This window comes from Algoriphagus aquimarinus (assembly GCF_007997215.1).
Taxonomy (GTDB): Bacteria; Bacteroidota; Bacteroidia; order Cytophagales; family Cyclobacteriaceae; genus Algoriphagus; species Algoriphagus aquimarinus_A.
In genome coordinates this window covers 1-26,534 of sequence record NZ_VORW01000026.1, presented here as the reverse complement: position 1 = coordinate 26,534, position 26,534 = coordinate 1, and the positions used below count along the sequence as shown (strand labels likewise).

Sequence of the window (26,534 nt, the reverse complement as noted above, 5' to 3'; positions counted from 1 at the left end):
ATACGAAAGCCTATCGTATTTTGTTGTTTTTAACCACAAAGTCCACAGAGGTTAAAGCTCTTTCAAAACACCTCAATAAATTGCATCTTAAAACAGATTTAACTCCCCAACCCAAAATGATTCAATACATCCTTATTCTATTTTTTGCATTCAGCTCATTTTTAACTCTTCAACAAACTGAGAACACCAGCACAGATTACTTCGCAAAAGAACGTGCAAGAGTAATCCGTTTGGCAGAGGAATATGTGAGCGAAAAACCAATCACTGTAACTGCGGAAAGTAGCTCCCGAAGTGCGGGTGGAATTCATGATTTCTATTCCGAAGGAGACTATTGGTGGCCAGATCCAAGTAATCCAGAAGGCCCATACATTCAGCGGGACGGATTGACTAATCCTGATAATTTCACCGCACATCGTGAGGCGATGATCCGATTTAGCCAAATTTCTGGCGCACTGGCTTCTGCCTATTTGGTGACAAAAGAGGATAAATATGTCACAGCTTTAGCTCCGCATCTCAAGGCTTGGTTCATTGACGAAGCCACTAAAATGAACCCAAATTTACTGTATGCTCAAGCGATCAAAGGCAAAGTAACTGGTCGAGGAATCGGAATCATAGATACCATCCAACTCATGGAAGTGGCCAAAGCAATCGAAGCAGTGGAAAACTCAGGAGTGATTTCTGATTTGGAGATAAAGCAGATAAAAGACTGGTTTTCGGAATATTTGAATTGGATAACCACGCATCCATATGGGATTGATGAGCGGGATCATGGAAACAATCACAGTGTGTGCTGGGCGATGCAAGCGGCTGTTTTCGCACAATTTGTCGGTAACCAAGAAGTACTTGACTATTGCAACGAAATGTATAAAACGGTGCTTCTTCCAGATCAAATGGCAACAGACGGAAGCTTCCCTCAGGAACTCAAGCGCACCAAACCATATGGTTATTCCCTTTTCAGTTTAGACGCCATGGCTACCCTTTGCCAGGTTTATGTAGACGATGTCGAAAACTTATTCAGCTACCAAACACCAGATGGTAAATCATTGGCTTTAGGGATTTCATTTCTCTATCCCTTTGTAGAAAACAAAGATGCTTGGCCTTACCAAAAAGATGTAATGTACTGGGACAAATGGCCTGTGCGACATTCATTCTTGCTTTTTGGAGGAGACGCCTATGAGGAGGAAGAATACTTAGAACTCTGGAATTTGCTTGATGCTGATTTTGACACGCCAGAAGTCATCCGAAATATGCCTGTGAGATTCCCGCTGCTTTGGATCTCTGAAGAAACCATACAAGCTAGTGGACAATCACTTGCAAATCTATCTAAAGAGAATGTCGCCAAATTTAAAGCCGCTGGTTCTGTTCATTACAGTGACTTTGGTGCCAAAGGTGATGGTAAAACTGATGATATGGATGCTATCGCAACAACTCATGAATTTGCCAATGAGCACGATCTAAAAGTGAAAGCGGACGATGGTGCAAGCTATTACATCGGAGGAAAAGAGCAGACGGCGATCATACAAACCGACACTGACTTTGGGACAGCTTCCTTCCTAATTGACGATAGAGAAGTAGAAAACCGTAATGCTCCAGTTTTCTTGGTCAGTTCAAGTCTGAAGCCTTATAAACTTGAAGGAATAACCTCACTGAAGAGGAATCAGAAAAAGATCGATATCACTTTGCCCAGCTCTTCTTTGATCTCCGTCACCAATTCCAACGAAATGAAGTACATCCGATTTGGGCTAAATCAAAATAATGGTGCACCGCAAACGGATATTTTTCTGATGGATAAAGACGGAAATGTGGATCAGGATGCACCAATCATTTGGGATTTTGATCAGATCACAGAAATCACTGCGCTCCCTATTGATGAAAAAACACTGACTATAACCGGAGGTCATTTTACCACCATTGCCAATCAGGAGGAATCGAAGTACAACTATTACAGTCGGAATATCTCCATACAGCGCTCCAATGTAATTGTTGATTTCTTGGAACATCACGTTACTGGGGAAGGTGATCATGGCGCTCCCTACAACGGATTCATCAATATCAGCAAAGCTGCCTTCGTAACCGTAAAGAACACTATCCTGACAGGACACAAAACCTACTCAACCATAGGCGCAGCTGGAAAGCCTGTCACCATGGGTACCTATGACATTATAGTGAACCGAGCCCTGAACGTTTCCTTTATCAACTGCAGTCAGACAAATAACATCGATGACAGCATGTATTGGGGAATCATGGGTTCCAACTACAGCAAGAATCTACTTTTCGACACCTGTATTCTTTCCCGCTTCGATGCCCACATGGGTGTGGCCAATGCTACCATCCGCAACTCTACTCTTGGTCATATGGGTATCAATGCAATTGGCACTGGAACTTTCACCGTGGAAAACTCAACTATCCGAGGAAGGAGCCTGATCAATCTTCGTTCCGACTACGGAAGCACCTGGGAAGGAAAACTAATTATCCGTGACTGTACTTTTATTCCAAATGGCGGAAAAACCTATAGTGCTTCCTTGATTAATGGCTATAATTCTGGTCAGCACGATTTCGGCTACACCTGCTATATGCCGGAGCAAATCATAATCGAAAATCTTAAAATCGACGATTCCAATCATCCCGAAGACTATCAGGGCCCAGCTATTTTTGGGAATTTCAATTCTGAAAAGAAAAATGATTCTTACATAGAAAAATATCCTTATGTCCTTACCAAAGAAGTGAATCTGAAGAATGTGACAACTTTAAGTGGAAAGGAATTGAGAGTGAGTGAGAATGAGGTGATGTTTAAGAATGTAAAAGTTGAAAGAAAATAAGAAATTTTAAATGCGGATCGCATCTTTCAATCCAACAACCTTTCTTTCATGCTATATAAATATTTTTATGATTTTATATTTCAAAATAATATTGATATCCAGAAAAATCTACTCAGAAGGCACATAGCTAATGGTTACATATTGCTTACCCCATTGGCGAGCTTCTTGTACATTAACCCCCATGTAAATATCAATTTTTTTAACCCACCTTCTATTCATTTTATCTAGGACTTTATACTTCCCTTCAAGACCATCGATGGTAACATCCATATTATAATGAAGACCTGAATCAAGAAGATCTCTTGAAATAGCAACAGCTTTCATTCCTGGCACCAAAGTGTCTCCCCAAGCCGCTATAGATGGGTCATTGGCTGTTTGCGCCTTCACAGAATTGTAAGCAGTAGCCACCACATCCATGGATTTAGTCTCAGGTTTGCTACAAGCAGAGAGTAAGATTAACATAGCAAAGGGGAAAAATCGTATAGTTTTTAATGAATAGCACATACTATATATACTCATTTTATCCAAAAAAGTTATTTAACAACTCTCATAACTACAATTCAAGCCTCATATAAAGAGCCTAAAATAAACTATAATAAAAGTTAAAAAACCAAATTTAAGTGATATTTTAAACCCTAATTAATGGAAAATTAAAACAATATATATTTAACTAAATCGGCAATGAGAACGGTCTATAATCACATTCAAACAAGTAATACTAAATAGAATAAGTAACTATTAATTTTCTTGAAATATGATTTATAAGATTCTCGAATTTAGGAATAGTTACTTAAAAATCAGTGTTCCATGTCCGCAGGCTACTCTTTAGATTATCGACCAATCACAACTCAATCACCTTCTCCACTGCCTCAGGCACATCTTCAGTATAGTGGCTGACATAAACAACAGTCATTGTAGTTCGCTCGCAGATTTGCTGTACGGTGTCTTTAAAAAGCCTGCGTTGAAACTCATCCATTCCTTGTGAAGCTTCGTCAAGAATCAAGAGTCTGGGTTGTTTGATCAGCGCTCGGGCAAGTAATGTCCAGCGTTGGTTTTCGAGTGAAAGTCGGTTGATAGGAATGTTTGCAAAGGCATGCAGTTGGAAGAGTTTCATCCAAGATTCAGCTAATGCTTCATGCTCAGCTGTTATTTTTTTGTATAAACCCATCGTATCAAAAAGTCCCGATAGGATGACTTTGCGGCAAGTTTGATTGGAAGGAAAGAATCGGCTGAGTTCAGGCGCTACAAACCCCGTAGGTCGCTTCACATCCCAGATGCTTTCTCCAGTTCCTCGTTTGCGTCCAAAGAGCCAGAAATTCTGAGAATAGGCTTGTGGATTCTCACCTATCAGCAAACTGATTAGTGTTGATTTCCCGGAACCATTGGAGCCTTTGAGCAACCAGCGCTCGCCAGATCTTACTTCCCAGTTGAGGTTTTTGAGGATCTGCTTTTCTCCGTATTTGATATTTAGGTTTTCCAGTCGAATAACCTCGGTATTTTCATTTGGCCTTTTTGGTAGAAGGGAATCCAAAAGCTCCCAATCAAAAGAGAGATTTTGCTCCTGCTTGGCTGTCAGATGAAAGTCTGCTAATTCCCAACTCTTCTCGATTCCTATTCCACTTAACTTGGCGACATGAGTGATGCCTTCAGGGATTTCATTAGCTGAAGTAGTTAACAGTACCTGCACTCCTTCAGAAATCATCACTTTCAAAATCTCCCCAAATTCAGCCCTACTTTTCACATCCAATCCTGTCATGGGCTGATCCATGAGGTAGATTTTCGGCTGACGCATCAGCCCTAATCCCAGCGCCAATCGTCGGGTTTCTCCATTAGAAAGCAAGAGCAGTGACTTATCAAGTAAGTTCTCCAAATGCAACAATTCAGAGACCTTCTCCAAAGTCCAAGGTCCAGCCACTTTCGCCTTTACCTCCATCAAATACTCGCGAACGGTGGCAGTATCATTAGATTCGGAAGAATTGAACCGCTGCTGGAAATAGAAGTTCTGCTGATTGGATTTATTCCGGATTTCGTATCGCTGAGACACATAGGCAATTAAGTCTCGGAAAGAATTGATCTCACCTGAACTTGTTTTCTCTTCAGTATACTCCTGAGCAAAAGGCCGAATAATCTCACCCTTTGGAAGCACGGCATTACCTCTGATAGTTTCTATGAAAGCAGTCATCTCTGCTCCGGAAGTGCCGATAATAGCCCAGTTCTGTCCTGTCGACCAGTTGAAATCTAGGGATTCGAAAACTTGTTTTCCCTTGGTAAGAACCTGGGCGGAATGGATGCTAAGAAGAGTATCTGACAAAATAAAGTGATTTGAAAATTGAAGATTGTCAATTTCTCCGAAACAGTCAAAATCCGACTTCACTAAAACGAGCGAAGCTATCTATTCATCTCCAAATAATTGGGTTGACGTACACTATCCTGCGCATCGTAGAGGTAATTGTACTGCTTCATGTACTCATCAGCTGGCAGGAAGGTATCGTTTGTCGCCTTAAGTTTAGCCATCAAAGTAGTCTCCAGCTGATTTTGCAAGTCTGCAAACGCCGGATCATTGACCAAATTATTTTGCTGATAAGGATCTGTTTGATCATCATAAAGCAGCCATGGACCTTTGAGATCTTTCACATAAGTATATCTTTTTGTTCGGATACCACGGAATTCTCGACCTCCATTTTGGAATTTCCACTCATGAAAAGGCACAGGTAGCATAATCAAGGCAGCTTCATTTCCCAAGTCATTTCCTTCAAGTAACTCACTCGAAAAATCTTTTCCCTCAATACTCTCAGGAGAAGCAATTTCACTTAACCCAAGTAGCGTCGGTAATAAATCCGGCGTTCCAATTGGGTCAATCACCCTACGGCTTTTCGCTCCAAATTTGGCTGGGTATCGAATCAGCATCGGCACTTTGATAGCCTCGTCATAGGGTCGCTGCTTTTTCAGAACACCCTTAGACATGAGCATATCTCCATGCTCCGAAGTGAAAACAAGAATGGTGTTATCTGCAATACCTGCTTTATCCAAAGCGTCAAGCAAATTACCTATGGCAAAATCAATAGCAGAGGCATGCGCATAATAGCCTGCCATGACCCTTCTTGCCGAATCTTGTAGAGCGACCGGGACGTTTGGGCGAACTTCCAATGTACTCGCATCATATAAATCCTGAAACTCTTTGGGAGCCGAAAAATACGGATCGTGTGGCGGCCCATAGGACAGCATCAGCACAAATGGATTCTTTTTATTCTTTTGAATATAGCTAATCGCGCTATCCGTCTGAGGAAAAACATCGTAGCCTTCCCAAGTTTGCTTCACGTCATTTTCATCAAAATAAAAGCTGTTGTTATAATTGTGAGTTACCTCTCTCACTTTCCAATAATCAAAGCCTTGCCTTCTATCCTTTGGCACCGGCAAATCCCTAGCGCTGAATGGATGTTCATCTCTAGCATGCCCGTTTAGATGCCATTTACCGATGTAACCCGTAGCATAGCCTTGCTCTTTATAGATTTCAGCCATAGTCAATGCTTCATTTGGCAAAGGCTTATCGTTATAGAAAACCCCGTGTGTCAATGGATATTGCCCTGTTAAAAAGCTCGCTCGCCACGGTGCGCAAACAGCCATAGTGGTAATGGTATTTTCGAAGACTAGACTCTCAGAAGCAAGTTTGTCCAGGTTCGGAGTTTTAATTTGTGTATTCCCCATGTACCCAACTTCCTGGGCTCGCCACTGATCAGCAAGAATGATGATTACGTTCGGCTTCACTTGGCTCTCGCCAGATTCCTGATTCGGCTTACTACAGCCAGCTAGAAATTGAGTGATTATTAGAGAAAAAAGAAAAAATGTAAGGCGATATTGGGTTTTCATGGGACAGGGCTAGAGTTAGTAAAACCTAAATTATACTTCTCTAAAATAGGCAAAACAGACCAGACCCTATCCTGTTCTAACCTGTCAAAAAATACTAAACCTTGTTCTTACTATCCATCAAAATGGTCACCGGACCATCATTGATGAGGCTCACTTTCATATCAGCTCCGAATTCGCCTGTTCCTATAGCTTTCCCTAAATCCGCTTCCAAAGTTTGAATCATCTGCTCATACAATGGAATCGCAATATCCGGTCTCGCCGCTTTGATGTAGGAAGGTCGATTTCCTTTTTTGGTACTGGCATGGAGCGTAAACTGAGAAATCAGCAAAATTTCTCCCTCTACATCCAGCAAACTCTTGTTCATCACTTCATTTTCGTCCGGAAAAATCCGGAGGTTCAGAATCTTTTTGGCTAGCCAGGAAATGTCTTCCTCACCGTCTCCTTCTTCAATTCCCACCAAAATCATTAAACCTGTTCCAATTTCGGCTTTGACTTTACCGTCTATTTTTACCGATGCTTCCGAAGCACGTTGGATTACTACTATCATTTGCTAAGATCTTGTAATTCCCCAGAGCTAATAATTTCAACTGAATGAGCATTTTTTGCCAAAGCAGTTTTCACCATTCCTTTTGCCACCTGGTAATCGTAAATAGGTCGGATGTTCTTGAATAACTTTAACCAGATCAGAGGCTTCATCACTAGTTGCGCAACTTGCTCTCCAAATCGAAACTCATTTCTATTTCCCATTAATAAGGATGGTCTGAATAGACCCACATAGTCAAATCCAAGTGCTTTGAGATCTTCTTCGGTTTTACCTTTTGTTTGACTGTAAAAAATCGAAGAATTCGCATCTGCACCGGAGGAAGAAACATAAAGAAATTTAGATGCACCCAAGGTCTTAGCCCACTTAGCAAATCCAATTACCAAATCATGATCGATCGCAAAAAACTTCTCTTTGGACCCTGCTTGATTGATGGTAGTACCTAAGGAAGAAAAAGCATGCACCTCAGCTGTTTTCTGAGTCAGACCCTCAATAAGTGGGAAATATTCCCCGCTCAAACTCTGCGAAGCAATTTTACCTTCCCAATCCCAGACATCAATTTTCGCCATATCGCCTTCAATCTGTACAAGCTTCTGCTGCTTGATCGCACGCTTTCTACGACCTATGCTCAGCACATAATCATAGTCTTCACTTTTAAAAAGCTGGTGAAGAATTTCCTTACCTACAAGACCTGAAGCCCCAGAAATCAGTGCGATTTTCATAAATAATAGTTATATCGTTGAAGCAATCAAAGGTGTCAATTCCTCAGCTATTGCTTTGTTTTTATCTCTTGCATACCAAAGATGCGTACCGTCCGCAAATTCCTTGGAAGTAATATTCTGAGGATCGAGTTTGTAAGCTTTCAAGCGGTTTTGAAGAAACTCAGGTCTTGGTCCCCAAACAAAAAACTCTTTACTCAAATCTTCATTCAAGGCTATCAAAATCGGTATTGATCTCGCTCCTTCAGTGAGGTAAGCATCCATCAGCTCTGGATTCTCATCGCGCAAAACGAATTTTAGCTCGATCAGCGGATTTAAAGCAGCAAGCTTAGCAATGAATGGTAAACTTTGCGCAGCATCACCACACCAACCCTCTGTGATCACCAGCCATACTTGTGGAGAGGCTATAGAAGCTATGATTTTATCCAGTTCTGGAGAAATCTTAGCCATCTTATCCCAGCGATTCATTCGCTGCACATTCATTTTGGTATAATTCAGATAGCCCTCTGAGTGGTTAATCCCAGTGGTCTTATTCTCAGCTAAAAGCTGATCAATCATTTCTCTGTATTCTGAATAGTTCTGCGCTGACCCAATCAGCTCAGGAGTAATCAATAAAGTTTGTTGGTCTAGCATTTCTTATGATTTTGGAGATTAACAGACCTTACTAGTCCTGAGTTCTCTCCCAATCCAAAAAATCCTCAATCTCATCTTTTACCTTAGCATAAATAGCCAAGACTACACTTAGATCATCTGCAAAACCAAAGAAGCCCAAAAAGTCAGGGATGATATCAATCGGAGAAACAAAATAAACCAAAGCCAAAAGCACCAAACCTAGCGTGCTGTTGGTCATCTTATGTGCTCCGCTGAAGTGTGCCTTGATCATTCGGATGAAAACAGAAACTGGCTCAATGAGTTTTTTCACCCGTGGGTTATCCCCAACCCTTGAAATCTTACTACCAACCCCAGCGATTAACTCTGTGACTTTTTCCTTTTGTTTCACCAGCGCGTCTACTTTTTTGCCAAAAAGTGCTTTGGCATTATCTATAGTTGCTGAGGTTTTAGATTGGAAGGAGCTCATTTTCAAAAGTAAATTTGAATTTCTGATTTCACTTGTTTCAACGCATAACTGATCGCATCGTTTTTTCTTTCCAGCGTTTGCGCAAAAATCGCCTTAGCCATATCTATCCCTTTCGCATCATCATTGAGCATTTGTCTGCTTTGATTGAGAATAGTAGTCACTTCCTCCACTGCTCGCTTCACTGCTTCCCAAGTTTCTTCGGAAAAGTATACCTGCTGAGAAAAATTGTGGTTAAACTCTTCTCTCATCTCTACAAGCAAAAGCGTATGCAATTCACCCGCAGTCAGACTTCCTGGATTTGATCTTCTCACCAAATTGTTTGGCGTGATTCTCTCCAGGAAAAGGCAAATTCGCTCAGCTGCCTGCAGTCGAATTGGGAGTATGGTTTGAGAATTCTGGGTTTTCAATTCTACGAGAGTCCTCTCTCTTTCCTTCGAAAGAAAAGAAACGACCACGAGGTACATGCCATACAGAACAATACCTGCTGGCAAAAGGATTTTCAATAAATCGACTAAGTATTCCATTTTTGGGGATTAAGCTCGAATTTGCACAAATTATCCCCGTAAGAAAACTCCGGGGAATGTAAATTTACATTCTGGCGAACCAATTCCCTGCCAAAACCATTTCTTCCACATGATAATCCCAATCAAAATCACCGAAAAGGCCGAAGCTGAGATCAAAAATATCATGGCCACCAAAAACATTCCTGCTGATTACCACCTACGTGTGGGAGTGAAAGGCGGTGGATGTGGTGGAATGTCTTATGCTTTGGGTTTTGACAAGCCGAAGGAGGAAGATCAGAAATTTGAATTCGCTGGGATACCGGTTCTGATAGAAAAAAAGCACTACATGTTTTTGATGGGAATGCAGATTGATTTTTTTGAAGGAGACGAGGCCCGAGGATTTACTTTTGTGAATCCGGAGATTCCGAAGCGACATGATGTGTGATTTACATTTCTAACCACAGAGGCCACTAAGGTTTCGCAGAGAACGCAATTGACAAAGTTGTCCTGCTTCTCCAGAAGCAGGACTTAACAATACTCAGCCTTTATTGCCATTAAGGATTTTCCTAAATTCGAGAGGTCTAAATCTCCATTTATGAAAAAGTCACTTCTCTCCTTAATTCTATTCTTTACCTGTTTCATCGCTTTTTCTCAAGTAAAACAACTTGATGAAAATCAAGATGCTGGAAAAGGAAATGTTGAAGAGCTAGCTTGGCTGGAAGGTTTATGGACAGGAACAGGATTTGGCGGCGAATGCGAGGAAGTTTGGATGCCGGCGGTCGACGGAAGTATGATCGGGACATTCCGCTTTTGGAGTGAGGGAAAACTTGTTTTTTCGGAATTCATGCATCTTATCCAAGAAGGCGAAACCTTCTCATTGAAGCTCAAACATTTTAATGCTGACCTTTCTCCTTGGGAAGAAAAGGAGGAGTGGACCACATTCCGATTGGTGGAAGTTGGTGAAAACATCGTTTATTTCCATGGGTTGACCATGAAGCGAGAAGGTGATGAAATCACTCTCTGGCTAGCACTAACTGAAGGTGGCGTAAGGACAATTGAGGAGTTGAAATACGTGAAGAAGGCGTTTTAACAAGAGTCGATTCCAATGCCATTTTGATTCCGTCCTTTCAGGACTATGCTAGACTAGCATTCATTTTTACCGATGGGCTGCACCCATCGTTGGGGTATTTGGCCCTTTCAGGGCTGTCTGAAATAAAAAATACAAGAATATTGTGTTAAGAACATAGCGGCACGCAAAAAGAGCGACCTGAAATTCAGGTCGCTCTTTGTAATGTATACTTTTTCTAAACTGACTTACATCTCCTTCATTTCAGAGACAACTTTAGTAATTGTCTGCTTGGCATCTCCGAAGAGCATCAAGCAATTTGGATAGCCGAACAGCTCATTCTCAACTCCTGCATAGCCTTTACCCATGCTTCGCTTACAGACGATTACCGTTCTGGCTTTATCAGCATTCAAGATCGGCATTCCATAAATCGGGCTTTGAGGATTATTTCGAGCAGCTGGATTGACCACGTCATTTGCACCTACAATCAGCACCAAGTCTGTATTTGGAAACTCATCATTGATGGATTCCATTTCTATCAGTTTGTCATAGGAAATATTTGCTTCGGCCAACAACACATTCATGTGACCTGGCATTCTTCCTGCCACTGGGTGAATGGCAAACTTGAAGTCAATATTTCTCTTTTCGCATTGCTCCATCAATTCACGAATCACATGCTGAGCCTGAGCTACTGCCATGCCATAGCCTGGAACTACAATCACAGAAGAAACTCCATCGAACAACATGGCTGTTTCCTCCACCCCTATTTCTTTCACAGTAATAGACGGACCATCTGCTTGTGCTTCATTCACTGTTTGACCAAATCCACCCAAAAGCACATTGACCAAGGATCTATTCATCGCCTTACACATGATCTGCGTGAGAATAATCCCAGATGCTCCTACCAGTGAACCCGCAACGATTAGCACATTATTATTTAGAATAAAACCGGTAGCACAGGCCGCCATTCCTGAATAAGAATTTAGCAAAGAAATCACTACTGGCATATCTGCTCCTCCAATTGGAATCACAGTCAGCACACCCAAAACCAATGCTATCACTATCAGTATGATAATCAGCATAGGATCAGTTTGATCAATTACAGTAAATACAGCCGCTGTCAAAAACCCTAAAAACAAGATCAGATTAATAGGATGTTGCCCTTTGAAAGTAATTGGCGATCCTGAGATATTTCCGTTCAGCTTCAAATAAGCCACCAAGGATCCTGTAAAGGTAAGTCCACCAATAAACACGGAAACAATTATACTGATCACGGTCACCAATTCTATGGATTCCATATTGACTTCTGTCCTCAGGAAATAGTCAGAAAGTGCAACGGAAAAGGAAGCCAAACCACCAAATCCATTGAAAATCGCAACCATTTCTGGCATTTTGGTCATCTCTACTTTATTGGCATAATACAGTCCAATCGCTGATCCCACGACTATACATGCAAGAATCTCCACCATGGAAATGGCATCAATCTGCAGTAATGTAGCTACTATGGCTATGAACATCCCCAAGGCCGACAGACGATTTCCTTTTCGTGCTGACTTGGTTTTATTCATCATTTTCATCCCCAACACAAACAAGATGGAGGCGATCAAATAAGCTAATTCTATGGCTATACTCATTTTTTCTTGAACATTTTAAGCATACGATCTGTGACAGTGTAGCCGCCGACTACGTTGATGGTGGCTAGCACCAAAGCAACCATTCCCAGCCATTTACTAATGGTGGTATAGCCCATCTCATTACAGGCCAAAAGTGCTCCTACGATGGTAATTCCGGATATCGCATTGGAACCAGACATCAGTGGTGTATGCAAGGTTGGAGGAACTTTCGCGATTAGCTCAAACCCCAGAAAACTTGCCAGAACAAGTATATAAATCAGAATAATTAATGCTTCTGAGCTCATAATTTGAAAAGGTTAAATACTTACTTATTTAATATTTTATTTGTGAATTCATGCACTACTTGGCCTTCATAAGTGATCAAAACACCTTTGGTGATTTCTTCCTCACGGTCATTGAATCCATCTTTTGTAGCTAAGTGCATTAGCAGTGTGCTAATGTTTGTTGCATACAGCTGACTGGCATTGGTTGAGAGTAGTGATGGCAAGTTTGATTCTCCAATGATAGTCACTCCATGTTTTTGGACGATTTTATCCTTCTCTGAAATTTCACAATTCCCACCGGACTCCACCGCCATATCCACAATCACAGCACCTTTTTTCATGCTTTTGACCATTTCCTCTGTCACTAGTATTGGAGATTTTTTACCCATCACCAAAGCTGTGGTAATCACCAAGTCAGAATCCTTGATTTTACTTTGAATAAGCTCTTTCTGCTTTTGCAGAAATTCCGCAGATACTTCAGAAGCGTAACCACCTTCTACTTTCACTTCTTCTGCTCCTTCGACAGTCAAAAAACGACCTCCCAAAGACTCGACTTGCTCCTTGGTTTCAGGACGCACATCACTTACTTCCACGACTGCACCCAGTCTTTTGGCAGTAGCAACAGCTTGTAGACCTGCCACACCGGCTCCGAAAATCAGAACTTTGGCAGGAGTAATTGTACCAGAAGCTGTCATCATCAATGGAAAAATCTTCTCCAGGTAGTTTGCTCCCAGTATCACCGATTTATATCCTGCAAGGTTGGCTTGGGAACTCAAACAATCCATTTTTTGAGCTCGGGAGATCCTAGGAACAGCATCCATAGAAAAGGACATTATGGACTTCTTATTCATTTCGTCCAAAATTTCAGGATAATTGTAAGCATACATAATAGACATACAAGCACCACCGTTTTGCATTTGAGCGACTTCCTCTTTCGAGAAAAGATTGACTTTCAGCAAAACATCCGAAGCAAATACATCCTGTACACTTCCTACAATAGCTCCTGCTTCTTTATAATCTTCATCAGAAAAATTGGATCCTATGCCAGCACCTTGCTCCACTGTAACAGAAAATTCTTTTTTGATTAATTGCTTAATTACATCTGGGCTAAGTGCTACCCTTTTTTCACCCGTCTTAGTCTCTTTTAAAACTCCTATTTTCATTTCAGGCTAGTTGAATATATTTCTGTCAAACTTTATACTGTTCAATATATTCAAAGAAACTAGGAAATTGCCGCTCAAGCCACCTGTATTATCCTGTTCTTTTACTATTTCATGATATTTTATATGGGTAAACTGAAAAATATTAAAATTTAATTTAAACCAAAAAATCATCAACCTACTATGTTCTAAAGAATATACGCTGAAATTAGTAACCTACTTTTCATAATTGATAACATTCTAGCAACAGTCTTGGAAACACAGAACCCTATCTTCGTAATACTCTGAAAACTCATCAATTCTACTCCTTACCATTGATCATTTAAGAATAGCTATTCAAATACAAACAGGATTCATCCGAAAAAATAATTCCCTATTTTTAGAATACTTATTTGACCTTAAACTAATAACCTCATGCACAACCCCAAGAAAAATTCCGAGGGACAAACCCGAAGGGATTTTATCAAAAACGCGGCAATAGCCTCCTCTTTTATGATTGTTCCCCGGCATGTCCTGGGCGGAGTAGGGTTCATTGCTCCAAGTGATCAATTGAATTTAGCAGCAATAGGAGCTGGAGGTAAAGGTGCCAGTGATATTAGAAACGCCTCTGTGAATGGGCGTGAGCGAGTAGCTGCACTTTGTGACGTTGATTTTTCGGGATCTGCTAAAGCATCAGTAGAGAGATTCCCAGACGCAAAGCGTTATGCTGACTTCCGTGAAATGCTCGATAAAGAAAAAGATATCGATGCCGTTACGATTTCTACCCCTGATCACGTTCACGGTCCAGCAGCTAAGTATGCAATGGAGCGTGGGAAACACGTCTATGTGCAGAAGCCAATGACTCACAATATTAAGGAAGCTAGAATGCTGACTGAAATGGCAAGAAGTCAGAAGGTGGTAACCCAAATGGGAAATCAAGGTGGATCCAATGATCTATTGAAACTCGTTCAGAAGTGGGTAGATGACGATAAAATCGGTAAAATTTCAAAAGTAGAAGTTTGGACAAATAGACCAGTATGGCCTCAAGGTGGAGCTTTCCCAAAGCCAAACCCAAGTGCAAAGCCAGATGCTTTGAACTGGGATCTATGGCTAGGTCCATCTCCTGAGATTCCTTATACACCAGAGCTTCACCCTTTCAGCTGGAGAGGCTGGTGGAATTACGGTACAGGCGCACTAGGTGATGTGGGATGTCACCTGATAGATATTCCTTTCAGAACATTAGGCTTACATTATCCTACAGATGCAGAATGTAGTGTAGGCTCAGTATATAGTGGCATGTGGACGCCGGATTATCACCCTGATGGTTGCCCTGCTTCTTCATTCATTTCGTTGAATTTTGCGGCTACTGCAAAAAGCAAATCTCCGATTAATATGACTTGGATGGATGGTGGTATTCGACCTGCGCACCCTGATATCATACCCGCTGATCATGATATCGGAGGAGGCGGAAGCGCCAATGGAGTCTTGATTATTGGAGAGAAGGGAATTATCTCAACTAATATCAATGACAGTTCTCCATTGATGCCAAAACTCTATTTGAATGATGGAACACAAGAATTTGGACCTCAGACGGAAGAAAACCTTGAGCCAGAATACGGACACCAGAGAAAATGGGTCGATGCATGTAAAGCAGGTTTTGGAAGTTCTGAGCACAAAGGCTTGACTTCGTCATTTGACTATGCTGGCCCAATGACCGAAACTGTATTGATGGGTAATCTTGCTATACGCAGCTATATGCTTCGCAGAGAAAACAGCAAAGGACAACCAGAATTCTACGGTCGTAAAAAATTGCTTTGGGATGGAGACAAACTTCTCATCACAAACTTCGAAGAAGCCAACCAATTTGTGGGAAGGACATATAGAGAAGGCTGGGAGATGTAATTCATCAACAGCGATAATTCAATCGAAACCCGTTCAAATTGATTTTGGACGGGTTTCGATATTTTAACATACAAGTACTAAATCAACCCTTTCCTGAATCTTAGCAGTCACAAAACTTAAATCCAATTTCTTTGATATGTATTTAAATTAGATATATTGTGGCTTCTGGAAGAAATGGTCCAAGAATGCAATGTTAATATTAGAAGGAAATAATAAAAAGTAGGATTTTATCTATAAATAATCCGCATAGCTTTTTTTTAAACGACAAGCATCCTTAGATTGGCAGGAATTAAACACTTATTAAATGGCACAAATGATTAAAAAGGGAAAAGAGCTAATTCGTATCTGCCCTACCAACACGCTAAAAATTGAATATTCTGTAGATGAAGGCGAGACTTGGGTTCAACGATATATGGGGAATCCAGCCAGTCCAGGCGAATTTACAGACTTAGCCGATGGTGGTAAAGAATTATTAGGAGAAGGCCCAAAAGGAAATTTTTACTCAAAGAACAAAGGTAAATCTTGGCATAAACGATAGTATTTGCTTAGGCATTTCCACATTCCCATTAACGCAAGCAGCTGTTTAGTTAGATAAAAATCACCAGTTTTAAGAACTGATTATATTTCTGCTGAAAAATTAGCACTACAGTGCGAGTTTGTAAACAAGAAATTCACTTGGAATATTAATTTAAAGACCAAATGTGAGCGATTTGACTGTGCATCAAACTTTGCCTCAATTCAAATGCAAACATAATTTTCTTTGAGTGCTTTTATTAATATCTTAAACTTTATCAAACCCTTTGAGTCTAACCATCTTTAAGTCTAAGATCCTATCCAAAAATCAATTCTGTTATGCTAAAAAAAATCGGATTAGTCATATTGGTCATCTTGGTGGCCATCCAGTTTATTCCTTACGAGAAAAACGAAGGTAAGCCTGCTGAGCACCCTATTTCAGGAAGCTATGACATACCTGACAATGTCAATAAACTACTGGTTAACGCCTGTAACAATTGCCACTCAAATAAGTCCGAATACCCTTGGTATGCAAGTATAGAACCAGTTGGTTATTGGCTTAACGACCATATTCAGGACGGTAAAGGGGATTTGAATTTTGACGAATTCACTCATCGCCCATTAGCTTATCAGAATCATAAGTTGGAAGAAGTAATAGAAATGGTGGAAGAAAAGGAAATGCCATTGGAGTCTTACACTTACTTTGGGTTACACCCAGAAGCAGATCTTTCTGATGCAGATCGCCAAGTCATCATTGATTGGGCAAAAGATCAGATGGCTTATCTAAAGGCTACTTATCCGGCTGATAGCTTGGTACTAAAAAGAAGAAGCCCTCCGCCTACAGAGTAAAACCAATCTTCTTCCCCCTTTTAAATAGAGAGTTCTCAAAATATAGAGGAGATGATTAGAGATACCATACAAAAAAACACGCTCAATTAATTTTGAGCGTGTTTTTTTGTTGCCTATTAAATCAATGGAAATACATTTCAATTCAGATGAAAGACTCAATCCATGATATTTCAAAATGGATTATATCAGAATTATAGAATATTAACGATTTGAAAGCCAAGAATAAGGTCACTTCAAACCTTATCCTTATTTTTAGCTTATGAGCAAAATCCAAGATACTGAAGTAAGATGGGGAATTTTAGGCGTAGGAAATGTTTGCGAAGTCAAATCCGCTCCAGCCATGAACCTCATTCCAAATAGCAAAATAGTGGCGGTCATGCGCCGCTCGGAAGAAAAAGTAAAAGATTACGCCCAGCGACACGGGGTCTCCAAGTGGTATACTTCCGCAAGCGACCTGATCAATGACCCAGAAGTGAATGCAATTTACATTGCCACTCCGCCAAATGCTCATCTGGAATTGGCAAAACTGGCTGCCGCTGCCGGCAAACCTGTCTATGTAGAAAAACCTATGGCAAGAACTCATGCAGAATGCTTGGAGATGATAGCCGTTTGTGAGAAAGCGAATGTCCCTCTATACGTAGCCTATTATCGAAGAGAGTTGCCTCACTTCCTCAAAATCAAAGACCTAATGGCTAAGGGGGTTTTGGGAGAAATCCGAACAGTACATATTAACCTCAAACAAAAACTGGACGCTACTTTAATCACAAAAGTGGAAACCAATTGGCGGGTAGATCCTGAACTAGCTGGTGGTGGATACTTCTTTGACCTAGCCTCACACCAATTAGACTTAATGGATTTTTTCTTTGGGAAAATCACACATGCCAGTGGCTTTGCTTCCAACCAGGCTAAAACCTACGAAGCTGAAGATATTGTCACAGGAAGTTTCGTCTTCGATAGTGGAGTTCTGGGCTCTGGCAACTGGTGTTTTACGACTTCTTCAAATGCAGAACTAGACGAAATAACAATCTATGGAAGTAAAGGAACTATCCGATTCGAGACTTTTGGCAAAGGTGAATTCACGCTGGAAACGGACGAAAAAGGAACAGAAAACTTCACTTTCGAACTTCCAAAACATATTCAGCAGCCATTGATCAAAACCATCGTCGGTGATCTACTAGGAACTGATACTTGCCAAAGCACTGGAATCAGTGGAGCTAGAGCCAACTGGGTGATGGATCAATTGGTGAAGGAAAAAGTCTGAAAATTTACTGTAGGCGAATTTTCTTACTCCCACTTTATTTAACCTTATCATGTAGCATTTCGCTGCTTTTCAACTAGTCATTTTTAATAACCACAATCAATGGATTTAAAATTAGAAGATAAAAAAGCATTCATCTCTGGATCCACAGCAGGAATTGGTTTTGCTATCGCAAGGAGATTTTTAGTAGAAGGAGCTACTGTAATCATTAACGGCAGATCTCAAGAAGGTGTAGATAAAGCCATTGCAGAACTTAAAGCAGAAACAGGAAGCGACAAAGTCACTGGTATTCCGGCTGATTTCACCAAAGTGGAAGAAGTAGACAACCTACTTAAAGCACTTCCTGAAGTAGATATTTTGATCAATAATGCAGGCATCTTTGAGCCAAAAGCTTTTGTAGACATTCCCGACGAAGATTGGTTTAGATTCTTCGAAATGAACGTCATGAGCGGAATTCGTCTTTCCAGACAGTATTTCCCGAAAATGCTAACTAAAAACTGGGGCAGAATCATTTTCATTTCCAGCGAATCCGGTGTATTCATCCCTGACGAAATGATCCACTACGGCATGACCAAAACTGCTCAATTGGCAGTAGCAAGAGGTTTAGCTGAACTCACCAAAGGCACGAACGTCACGGTCAATTCAATTTTACCTGGTCCTACCAAATCAAAAGGCGTAGGCAAATTCATCGAAGACATGTCAGAATCAAGTGGAAAGTCAGTGCAAAAAGTAGAGGAAGAATTCTTCCAGGATATGAGACCAACTTCACTGATTCAGCGATTTGCAGCTGTAGAGGAAGTAGCAGATACTGTGGTGTATTATTCCAGTCCGCTGGCTTCCGCCACCAATGGTGCAGCCATCCGGGTTGAAGGTGGACTAGTAAAGTCAATTATTTAAATAAGTTTTGCCTGATCAGTAAAATCATTGTTTATTGATTAGGCAAAACCTCTATTCAAATAAACTCATGCTGAAGCACATATTGGGAAAGCCATGGCTTTCTACACCCTTAATAGGCCATAAAAAAAGGCTTCACATCTGTTCTTTCACTTTCATTTTTTTACTATTCTGCATCAACACTTTTGCGCAGCAAAGCGAAAATGACTGGCTACTTTTTGATAAATCATATCCAGCTGAATTAATCACTACTTCGGAGAATGAACTCACGATAAGTAATGGCCTGGTTCAGCGTAGTTTTCACCTCTCTCCCAACCTCGTTTGTTACGACTTCAAAAACCTAATGAACGGAGAGCAATTGCTACGCTCAGTTTTGCCGGAAGCGGAAGTTACAATCGATGGGAAGGAATATGCTGTGGGAGGTAAACTCAACCTATCTGAAAAAGGATATTTCTTGAAAAAATGGCTGAAAGATCTGGAGAAAGGCGAAAACAATTTCCAATACCAAAGCTATAAAGTCTCCGAAATCACCCCTCATTTCCCAACCAAGATTGCCTACTGGACAGGCAAACCTTTGCCCGCTAATGGCTTCAAGCTATCATTTTCTTATACCCATCCCGATTTGACCGGCTTGACTTTGGAGATTCATTACGAGATTTTCGATAACATTCCACTAATCTCCAAGTATCTAACGATGGAAACTAAAGGAAACAATTCTTATCAAATCGATCAGGTAAAACACGAAATGCTGGCGATAGTAGAGGAAGAGTCTGCAGTAGTGGGAGCAACAGAGAAAATGAAAAAGCAGCATCAATTGTATGTGGAGAACAATTTTGCCTTCAATAATGCCATGCATGCTGAATTGAGCAATCAGGCTTCGCATTGGAAAATGGATTCCAGTTATACTTCTCAGGTTAACTACAATTACGAAACACCAGCTGTTTTGGAAATTTATCCAGATAAAGGAATTGGAATTTCACTTGAGCCAGGTGATAATTTTGAGTCTATCAGAAGCTATGAATTGGTGTTGGATAGCTATGGTCGGGAGAGAAATGGATTGGCGAGGAAAAAGATGTATCGCACGATTGCTCCTTGGGTTCTTCAAAATCCGATTTTCATGCATTTGGTCAGTAAAAATGATGAAGAGGTAAAAACTGCGATTGAGCAATGCGTAGCCACAGGTTACGAAGCTTTAATCCTAAGTTTTGGAAGTCATATCAATATGGAAGATGATTCCCCTGAAAACATTGCCCGTTGGAAATCTCTGGCGGACTATGCACATGAGCGGGGAATTAAAATCGGAGGATATTCACTTTTCAGTTCAAGGAGTATAGATGCAGAAAATGATGTAATCAGCCCTATCACCGGCAAACCGGGAGGAGCTTTCTTTGGAAATGCACCCTGTCTTGCCAGCGAATGGGGTTTGGATTACCTACAAAAACTCAAGAGTTTTTACACTGAAACAGGATTCGATATTTTCGAAAACGATGGTCCATATCCAGGCGATGTTTGCGCCTCCACTTCTCACCCTGGACACCAAGGCTTGGATGATTCTCAGTGGGTTCAGATGAATCTCCAAAAAGGACTTTACCGTTGGATGAATGGCGAAGGTATTTACATCAATGCACCTGATTGGTATTTCCTTGATGGCTCTCACAAAATCGCATTAGGCTACAGAGAAGTCAACTTTTCACTATCACGCGAGCAACAGAAAATACTTAATCGTCAAAATATTTACGATGCCACTTGGGAAAAGACTCCTTCCATGGGCTGGGGCTTTGTGCCGCTCACGGCGTATCACGGAGGTGGAGCAGACGCTGTTCTGGAACCACTTTCTGAGCATTTAACAGACTACAAGCAATTGATGATGCAGTATTATGGAGCAGGTGTGCAGGCTTGCTATCGAGGCCCGAGATTGTATGATACCGAAGATACCAAAGAAGTGGTAATCGATGTAATTGACTGGTACAAAGAATATCGTGACATACTGAATGCAGACATTGTACGACTAAGAAGGGCTGATGGTAGAGACTGGGATGGCTGGATGCATGTGGATCCGAAAGGAAAAGAGAAAGGCTTGGCTATGCTTTTTAACCCTACTTCAGAACCTATCAAGAAATCTATCAATGTGCCACTTTACTACTCGGGCCTAGCTCAAACAGCCAAAATCCAAATCGAAGAGGGAGCAGCAAAGAACTACCAACTCAATCGAGATTACTCCGTTGACATTCAAGTAGAAATTCCTGCTGGTGGCTATACCTGGTTTGTGGTGGAATAAGAGTTCCAATGATTGGATTATAACCCTGAGCAAAGTCGAAGTTACTATCACCCTGAGCAAAATCGAAGTCACTGTCACTCAGTGCGAAACCGAAGTTACTGTCACCCTGAGCGAAGTCGAAGTCACTGTCACCCTGAGTCTTAAATATTCTACGAACATACAAAAAGGAAATGACCGTAATTTGGTTTGCAACCATAATCAGGGTCACCTTGAGCGAAGTCGAAAGGTTCTCGACTCCGCTCGAACTGACCAGCTTTCGTTGTCCTCAAATCAATCTGTCATTGGTAGCGAAGTCGAAGTTACTGTCACCCTGAGCGAAGTCGAAGGGTTAAACACAAAGGTCGCAATGTTCCGATGTCTATCGGGATCGCAGAGACCAACATGTAAACATTTTGATGAAATAGGGATGAAAGTCCGCTATAACATAGCCCAGTTCGATAGGGCTGGGTAAATAAAGCATTAGGTTAGCAAAGCTCTGAAGGAGTGAAATACCACTTTCAATTAGTATTGATCCAGCCTATTAAAAAGTAATGCGATTGTTTTTCGCATATCCTCTAAGCAACGTTACATAGACGCGAAAAATAATTGCTCCAAATCTGTATTTTTTCATTTCGACACAATATATTTAGTCCCACGACTATTCATCCCAAGAAAATGCCGCAAAGCAACTTACGACTTGTATTTCCTGTGGTTTTTAGCCAGAATTAGACAGAAACTACCAATAAACAAGCAGGCTATCCTATTTTATCCGCTTTTCTACTGTCGAGATTCAAAAAGCATAAAAGCTGGTAAACTCAAGAAATGAGGTCCCTCCGATCTCCTGTCTTTGGTCCTCCGTCCTTTTAGGCAAAGAGAATATCATCACTGGCAAAATTGCGGACTTTACTAATATCAATTTGCCCAAACCAATAACCAATGAAACAAACTTACCGATCACTCGCGACGCTGAGTCTAGCGCTGCTACTGGGATTTTTCTCCTGTTCGAAACCCGAACCACAAGAATCCAAAGAAAAACCCGATGAAAACCGATTCACCAAAGTAGTCCTGACTGAAGGCATGGATGAACCTATGGAAATGACTTTTCTGCCCGGCAAAAAAATCCTTTTTGTAGAACGAAAAGGTGGAGTAAAAATACTGGATGAAAATACAGGGGAAGTGACATTAGTGGCGACCATTCCTGTCAATACGAAATACACCAACAAAGAAGGTAACGTCAGGGAAGCCGAAGAAGGACTGATGGGAGTCATCGTTCACCCGAATTATGAAACCAATCATTGGATCTACATGTATTATGCCGATCCTGAGGACACACAGCATGTGTTGGCAAGATGGGAATTGGATGGAAACACACTTGTCGAGTCTTCCAAAAAAGTCATTTTGGCCGTTCCAACACAACGGGAAGAATGCTGCCATACTGGAGGTGGGATGGTCTTTGACCAAGAAGGCAACTTATATCTAACTGTCGGAAATAATACGGTGAATCCGGGCTCTGGAACTTCCAATCTTGATGAACGCCCAGGTCATGAAAATTCCGATGATCAGCGTGCTCCAGGAAACACTAATGATTTGAGAGGAAAAATCCTTAGAATCCACCCTGAAGATGACGGAACTTATACCATTCCTAAGGGCAACCTTTTTCCGGAAGGAACAGAGAAAACAAAACCGGAGATCTACACCATGGGGCATAGAAACGCATGGAGACCAACTTTGGATAGCAAAACTGGCTATTTATACTGGGGTGAAGTAGGTCCTGATGCTGCAAAAGATTCGATCTGGGGGCCACGTGGCTACGACGAATTTAATCAAGCAAAAGGCCCTGGTTTCTTTGGATGGCCATATTTCATTGGTGACAATATCCCTTATAATCGTCATGACTTAGAAACAGACACCTATGGTGCGCCATTTGATGTGAATAAACCGGTGAATGAATCCGTGAATAATACCGGTCTTGTGGAATTACCAACTCCAGTAGTGCCAGCTATGATCTGGTATCCTTATGGAGTTTCCGAGCAGTTCCCAATTCTTGGAAGCTCAGGAAGAAGTGCCACAGGTGGCCCGGTATTTAGAAAATCAGATTTCAAAGCAGGCGCGCCTAATGTATTCCCAGCCTACTATGAAGGAAAATGGCTGATAGTAGACTTTATGCGAGGATGGATCATGTCTGTGACCATGGACGAAAATAGTGACTTTGAGTCCATGGAAAGATTTTTACCAAATGACGCCTTCAGCTCTGCAATCGACATGGACTTTGGCCCGGATGGAGCACTTTATGTCCTAGAATATGGTAGCGCCTGGTTCCGCGGAAATGCAAATTCCCGAATCGTAAAAATTGAATATAATGCAGGCAATCGTAGGCCAAACGTGGTCGCAACTTCAGATAAAATGTCTGGAGCTATTCCATTTACCGCTAATTTCTCTGCGGAAGGCACAAATGACTACGATGATTACGACCAAGGAAAATTGGACTACACATGGAAATTAGAAGGTGCAGATGGCCAGACAACAGAATTGAAAGGCGTCAATGCTACTTATACCTTCGAGAAAGCCGGTAAACATCATGTGATATTGACTGTGACCGACACCAAGGGCGAATCCAACACCTCATCTTTTGATGTAATCGCAGGCAATGATCAGCCTAAAGTCACCATCGACTTCAAAGACGCGAACAAATCCTTCTATTTTGGAGACAATTCCATGCAGTATAGCATTGCTGTAAGTGACAATGAGGACGGCAGTACTGCTGACGGCAAAATACAGGCAAATGAAGTTGCGGTTACTTTTGACTATGTCCCTTCTGGATTTGATCCGATCGAGATCGCATCCAAGCAAAGCGGGGTAGAATCCGAGGCAATAGAGAACATTGGTAGAAATCTCATAGAAACCAGTGATTGCAAATCCTGCCACCAATACTCTGAAACTTCCATCGGCCCGAGCTATGCGGCTGTGGCTGCCAAGTATGAAAATACTCCAGCAAACGTAGATATGCTGGTAGATAAAATCATCAATGGTGGAGCTGGAGTTTGGGGGGAGCACGCAATGAGCGCTCATCCGCAACTGGCAAAAGCTGATGCAAAACGCATGGTGGATTATATCATGAATATGAATGCGTTGAAAGCAACTGCGAAATCATTACCACTCACAGGAACTGTGAAAACCTCTATTCCTGAGGGTGAAGATGGGCAAGGAAGTTTCTTGTTGCATGCAGCATATACTGACAAAGGAAATGGAAACGTCCCTGCTTTGGCCGGAAGTGATTTTGTAGCATTGAAAAACCCATATTTGGATCCTCAAACCGCTGAAGTCAGAAAAGGTGTCAACCTGCTTACTACGCCCAGCGTAAATTTCTTTATGGTAGGCGACCAGTCGCATATAGGTTTCAAAAATCTGGATCTAACCGGCATCAAGGAAATCATTGTATATGCCAGTATCTCGGCAAGAGTGGATGCTAAAGGCGGATCGGTAGAGATCAGAATCGACTCTCCTACCGGTGAAGTAATCGGGCAATCCGAACCTCTTGTAGCCAAGGCAGGCGGAGGATTCAGACCACCTGCTGGTACGAATTTCATCGATTGGAGAAGACAAAATTCCTCTCTGGGAAAAGTCACTTTATCATCCGTATCTGGAAGACATGATGTGTACATCATTTTCAAAAATCCTGAGGTAAAAGGTGAAGAAATTTTGATGAGTGTTAATGAAGTTCAATTCTCAAACACTACGAATTAAAGGTATTCGAGCAGCACAATAGCCCTGTTTCAATTCGAGACAGGGCTTTTTTTTCTGAAAATCTGACTTTCTAACCACAAAGAGCAGAGAGTGTGACAAAGAGAGCACAGCTTATAGTTAAGTTCCTCTGCCCCATTTAGCGTAATACTCCAAACCCTTAGCTACACTATCCTGCTGGATTAGTTCAAGTCTTCAGACCTGTCTAATTCAGGTAGGCTTGGACTCAAATCAATGAAGTCTTCAGACTTCTATTGGATATGACCTAAACCATGGCAGTCTGAAGACTGCATTTCAAAAGGCACAAGTCCGAAGACTTGCGCCATAGGGTCATGAAAAAACATAAAACTACCAAAGCTCTGAAACCTGCTGGCCGGTAGGCGGGGAGCGAATTACATTGATTGCATAATCCCAAAATTCACAATTGCCCCATCGGGGCAGACTATGGGTAGTTATTGATTTGTACGATTTTTTTTGCGGTGCCTTTAGGTACAGCCCTAATATCATTGATTAATACAGAGCCGTACCTAAAGGCACGGCAGGCTTTCAATTTTAAATTTTTCTACCCATAGCTTGTCCCTAAAGGGACGTGTTCTGTGTATTGACTGAACAAGAATCCTCTTGTCAATTAATTGGAGATCTTCGCATGCTCACGGTTGTCAGGCTGAGCGAAGTCGAAGCATACAATATTTCACCTACCTCTTTCCCCATTCATCAAATCAACCCACAAACAGGATACATTTACCCGACAAAACCACTATTTTTCAACTGTTGGATAAGTACTCTTCTAATACTCAGCAAGTATTAAATCGTTTGCTTTATATAGGACACACTTGAAAAATCAATCTCAAAAATCTTCCTCGCTCCCATTTTACCTCTTTCTACTTGGAGGAGCCATGCTTTTCATTAATTCCTCAGCATTTGCACAGACTGAAGTTGTCGAAGAAACCTCCTTTTGGCTGTGGCAATTTATAGGAAGACTGCATCCAATGATTGTCCATTTCCCTATCGCGCTGATTGTGGTGGCAGGATTAATGGAGCTATTCACCTTCGGAAAGTTCAACTCCAAGATCAGGCCTGGAATACTGATTTTAGCAGCTATTGGGGCAATAAGTGCAATTATCGCTGCACCGATGGGCTGGTTATTGGCAAGCAATGAAGGAACAACTGGCGAGCTTTTGGATTTGCATCAATGGATAGGAATAGGTACTGCAGTATTGAGTCTTATCACCTTATTTTTTCTCTCCAAAATCAGAAGTAACCCCAACCCTACTCAGATAAAAGCCTTTCGATCCACACTTTTTCTTACAGCCATTTGCGTATCAGTTGCCGGTCATTTTGGCGGTTCACTTACTCATGGAGCGGATTTCCTTACGGAAGTTTTACCTAGCAGTATCGATGATGAATTAGAAATTGAAAAAACTCCGATAAACCTTGCCTCTTACGAAACAGAACTTTCCCCTGAGAAAGAAATGAAACTGATCGGGGAAG

General features: G+C 41.4%; 22 protein-coding genes and 1 pseudogene. 12 read left to right on the top strand and 11 right to left on the bottom strand.

Annotated features, from left to right (window positions below):
- Positions 1-116 precede the first annotated feature (116 nt).
- A pseudogene (locus ESV85_RS20435) lies at positions 117-1,085 on the top strand (alginate lyase family protein); the annotation flags it as partial.
- Positions 1,086-1,247: 162 nt separating this feature from the next.
- The gene (locus tag ESV85_RS20430) at positions 1,248-2,819 is read left to right on the top strand and encodes a right-handed parallel beta-helix repeat-containing protein (RefSeq protein ID WP_223276073.1); all 1,572 of its coding nucleotides are present in this window, start codon (positions 1,248-1,250) and stop codon (positions 2,817-2,819) included.
- A gap of 108 nt (positions 2,820-2,927) precedes the next feature.
- Here ESV85_RS20430 and ESV85_RS20425 read toward each other — a convergent pair whose 3' ends face one another.
- From ESV85_RS20425 to ESV85_RS20390, 8 genes are all read right to left on the bottom strand, one after another.
- On the bottom strand, positions 2,928-3,281 hold the full coding sequence (locus ESV85_RS20425) for a 3D domain-containing protein (RefSeq protein ID WP_223276070.1): 354 nt from the start codon (positions 3,279-3,281) through the stop codon (positions 2,928-2,930).
- Between the two features lie 379 nt (positions 3,282-3,660).
- Positions 3,661-5,130: an ATP-binding cassette domain-containing protein gene (locus tag ESV85_RS20420; RefSeq protein WP_146920923.1), complete on the bottom strand. Its 1,470-nt coding sequence runs from the start codon at positions 5,128-5,130 to the stop codon at positions 3,661-3,663.
- 77 nt (positions 5,131-5,207) lie between these two features.
- The gene (locus tag ESV85_RS20415; protein WP_146920922.1) at positions 5,208-6,686 is read right to left on the bottom strand and encodes a sulfatase; all 1,479 of its coding nucleotides are present in this window, start codon (positions 6,684-6,686) and stop codon (positions 5,208-5,210) included.
- A gap of 94 nt (positions 6,687-6,780) precedes the next feature.
- Positions 6,781-7,233 (bottom strand): D-aminoacyl-tRNA deacylase, encoded by a 453-nt coding sequence (dtd, locus tag ESV85_RS20410; RefSeq protein WP_146920920.1) that lies wholly within the window; start codon positions 7,231-7,233, stop codon positions 6,781-6,783.
- Positions 7,230-7,949, bottom strand: coding sequence for an NAD-dependent epimerase/dehydratase family protein (locus ESV85_RS20405; RefSeq protein WP_146920918.1), 720 nt, complete (start codon positions 7,947-7,949; stop codon positions 7,230-7,232). Before ESV85_RS20405 ends, dtd begins: the two co-directional genes overlap by 4 nt.
- Positions 7,950-7,958: 9 nt before the next feature.
- The gene (locus ESV85_RS20400; protein WP_146920916.1) at positions 7,959-8,579 is read right to left on the bottom strand and encodes a thioredoxin family protein; all 621 of its coding nucleotides are present in this window, start codon (positions 8,577-8,579) and stop codon (positions 7,959-7,961) included.
- A gap of 31 nt (positions 8,580-8,610) precedes the next feature.
- Positions 8,611-9,024: a YkvA family protein gene (locus ESV85_RS20395; RefSeq protein WP_146920914.1), complete on the bottom strand. Its 414-nt coding sequence runs from the start codon at positions 9,022-9,024 to the stop codon at positions 8,611-8,613.
- Between the two features lie 2 nt (positions 9,025-9,026).
- Positions 9,027-9,548: a hypothetical protein gene (locus ESV85_RS20390; protein WP_146920913.1), complete on the bottom strand. Its 522-nt coding sequence runs from the start codon at positions 9,546-9,548 to the stop codon at positions 9,027-9,029.
- 109 nt (positions 9,549-9,657) lie between these two features.
- Between ESV85_RS20390 and ESV85_RS20385 the strand changes: the two genes are divergently transcribed.
- Positions 9,658-9,972, top strand: a complete 315-nt coding sequence (locus ESV85_RS20385; protein WP_146920911.1) for a HesB/IscA family protein — start codon at positions 9,658-9,660, stop codon at positions 9,970-9,972.
- Between the two features lie 150 nt (positions 9,973-10,122).
- Positions 10,123-10,617, top strand: a complete 495-nt coding sequence (locus ESV85_RS20380; protein ID WP_146920909.1) for a DUF6265 family protein — start codon at positions 10,123-10,125, stop codon at positions 10,615-10,617.
- Between the two features lie 224 nt (positions 10,618-10,841).
- On the opposite strand, the gene ESV85_RS20375 is transcribed toward ESV85_RS20380, so the two are convergent.
- From ESV85_RS20375 to ESV85_RS20365, 3 genes are read right to left on the bottom strand one after another with little or no spacing between them, the layout of a single operon-like run.
- The gene (locus tag ESV85_RS20375; RefSeq protein WP_146920908.1) at positions 10,842-12,227 is read right to left on the bottom strand and encodes an NAD(P)(+) transhydrogenase (Re/Si-specific) subunit beta; all 1,386 of its coding nucleotides are present in this window, start codon (positions 12,225-12,227) and stop codon (positions 10,842-10,844) included.
- Positions 12,224-12,511, bottom strand: a complete 288-nt coding sequence (locus ESV85_RS20370; protein ID WP_092896151.1) for an NAD(P) transhydrogenase subunit alpha — start codon at positions 12,509-12,511, stop codon at positions 12,224-12,226. Before ESV85_RS20370 ends, ESV85_RS20375 begins: the two co-directional genes overlap by 4 nt.
- Before the next feature lie 20 nt (positions 12,512-12,531).
- Positions 12,532-13,653, bottom strand: a complete 1,122-nt coding sequence (locus ESV85_RS20365; RefSeq protein ID WP_146920906.1) for a Re/Si-specific NAD(P)(+) transhydrogenase subunit alpha — start codon at positions 13,651-13,653, stop codon at positions 12,532-12,534.
- A 411-nt stretch (positions 13,654-14,064) separates the two neighbouring features.
- Here ESV85_RS20365 and ESV85_RS20360 point away from each other — a divergent pair, with 411 nt between their 5' ends.
- From ESV85_RS20360 to ESV85_RS20325, 8 genes are all read left to right on the top strand, one after another.
- Complete coding sequence (locus tag ESV85_RS20360; RefSeq protein ID WP_146920904.1) at positions 14,065-15,531, top strand: Gfo/Idh/MocA family protein; 1,467 nt, start codon at positions 14,065-14,067, stop codon at positions 15,529-15,531.
- A 304-nt stretch (positions 15,532-15,835) separates the two neighbouring features.
- A complete protein-coding gene (locus tag ESV85_RS20355) occupies positions 15,836-16,069 on the top strand; it encodes a hypothetical protein (protein WP_146920902.1) in 234 nt (77 codons plus the stop codon).
- A gap of 314 nt (positions 16,070-16,383) precedes the next feature.
- A complete protein-coding gene (locus tag ESV85_RS20350) occupies positions 16,384-16,893 on the top strand; it encodes a heme-binding domain-containing protein (RefSeq protein WP_146920900.1) in 510 nt (169 codons plus the stop codon).
- A 259-nt stretch (positions 16,894-17,152) separates the two neighbouring features.
- Entirely contained in the window at positions 17,153-18,154 is a 1,002-nt protein-coding gene (locus ESV85_RS20345; RefSeq protein ID WP_146920899.1) for a Gfo/Idh/MocA family protein, read from the top strand.
- 99 nt (positions 18,155-18,253) lie between these two features.
- Positions 18,254-19,048 (top strand): SDR family NAD(P)-dependent oxidoreductase, encoded by a 795-nt coding sequence (locus ESV85_RS20340; RefSeq protein WP_146920897.1) that lies wholly within the window; start codon positions 18,254-18,256, stop codon positions 19,046-19,048.
- Between the two features lie 67 nt (positions 19,049-19,115).
- Positions 19,116-21,323: an alpha-galactosidase gene (locus ESV85_RS20335; RefSeq protein ID WP_223276069.1), complete on the top strand. Its 2,208-nt coding sequence runs from the start codon at positions 19,116-19,118 to the stop codon at positions 21,321-21,323.
- A gap of 915 nt (positions 21,324-22,238) precedes the next feature.
- Complete coding sequence (locus ESV85_RS20330; protein WP_146920895.1) at positions 22,239-25,046, top strand: PQQ-dependent sugar dehydrogenase; 2,808 nt, start codon at positions 22,239-22,241, stop codon at positions 25,044-25,046.
- An 830-nt stretch (positions 25,047-25,876) separates the two neighbouring features.
- Positions 25,877-26,534: DUF2231 domain-containing protein (locus ESV85_RS20325; RefSeq protein ID WP_317130811.1), on the top strand; the 658-nt coding region annotated here is incomplete at its 3' end.

Bases quoted from the DNA above. Each gene is read 5' to 3' on its own strand.
- ESV85_RS20430 (WP_223276073.1), top strand. From the start codon at position 1,248: ATGCCTGTGAGATTCCCGCTGCTTTGGATCTCTGAAGAAACCATACAA.
- ESV85_RS20425 (WP_223276070.1), bottom strand. From the start codon at position 3,281: ATGTTAATCTTACTCTCTGCTTGTAGCAAACCTGAGACTAAATCCATG.
- ESV85_RS20415 (WP_146920922.1), bottom strand. From the start codon at position 6,686: ATGAAAACCCAATATCGCCTTACATTTTTTCTTTTTTCTCTAATAATC.
- dtd (WP_146920920.1), bottom strand. From the start codon at position 7,233: ATGATAGTAGTAATCCAACGTGCTTCGGAAGCATCGGTAAAAATAGAC.
- ESV85_RS20405 (WP_146920918.1), bottom strand. From the start codon at position 7,949: ATGAAAATCGCACTGATTTCTGGGGCTTCAGGTCTTGTAGGTAAGGAA.
- ESV85_RS20400 (WP_146920916.1), bottom strand. From the start codon at position 8,579: ATGCTAGACCAACAAACTTTATTGATTACTCCTGAGCTGATTGGGTCA.
- ESV85_RS20395 (WP_146920914.1), bottom strand. From the start codon at position 9,024: ATGAGCTCCTTCCAATCTAAAACCTCAGCAACTATAGATAATGCCAAA.
- ESV85_RS20390 (WP_146920913.1), bottom strand. From the start codon at position 9,548: ATGGAATACTTAGTCGATTTATTGAAAATCCTTTTGCCAGCAGGTATT.
- ESV85_RS20385 (WP_146920911.1), top strand. From the start codon at position 9,658: ATGATAATCCCAATCAAAATCACCGAAAAGGCCGAAGCTGAGATCAAA.
- ESV85_RS20380 (WP_146920909.1), top strand. From the start codon at position 10,123: ATGAAAAAGTCACTTCTCTCCTTAATTCTATTCTTTACCTGTTTCATC.
- ESV85_RS20375 (WP_146920908.1), bottom strand. From the start codon at position 12,227: ATGAGTATAGCCATAGAATTAGCTTATTTGATCGCCTCCATCTTGTTT.
- ESV85_RS20370 (WP_092896151.1), bottom strand. From the start codon at position 12,511: ATGAGCTCAGAAGCATTAATTATTCTGATTTATATACTTGTTCTGGCA.
- ESV85_RS20365 (WP_146920906.1), bottom strand. From the start codon at position 13,653: ATGAAAATAGGAGTTTTAAAAGAGACTAAGACGGGTGAAAAAAGGGTA.
- ESV85_RS20360 (WP_146920904.1), top strand. From the start codon at position 14,065: ATGCACAACCCCAAGAAAAATTCCGAGGGACAAACCCGAAGGGATTTT.
- ESV85_RS20355 (WP_146920902.1), top strand. From the start codon at position 15,836: ATGGCACAAATGATTAAAAAGGGAAAAGAGCTAATTCGTATCTGCCCT.
- ESV85_RS20350 (WP_146920900.1), top strand. From the start codon at position 16,384: ATGCTAAAAAAAATCGGATTAGTCATATTGGTCATCTTGGTGGCCATC.
- ESV85_RS20345 (WP_146920899.1), top strand. From the start codon at position 17,153: ATGAGCAAAATCCAAGATACTGAAGTAAGATGGGGAATTTTAGGCGTA.
- ESV85_RS20340 (WP_146920897.1), top strand. From the start codon at position 18,254: ATGGATTTAAAATTAGAAGATAAAAAAGCATTCATCTCTGGATCCACA.
- ESV85_RS20335 (WP_223276069.1), top strand. From the start codon at position 19,116: ATGCTGAAGCACATATTGGGAAAGCCATGGCTTTCTACACCCTTAATA.
- ESV85_RS20330 (WP_146920895.1), top strand. From the start codon at position 22,239: ATGAAACAAACTTACCGATCACTCGCGACGCTGAGTCTAGCGCTGCTA.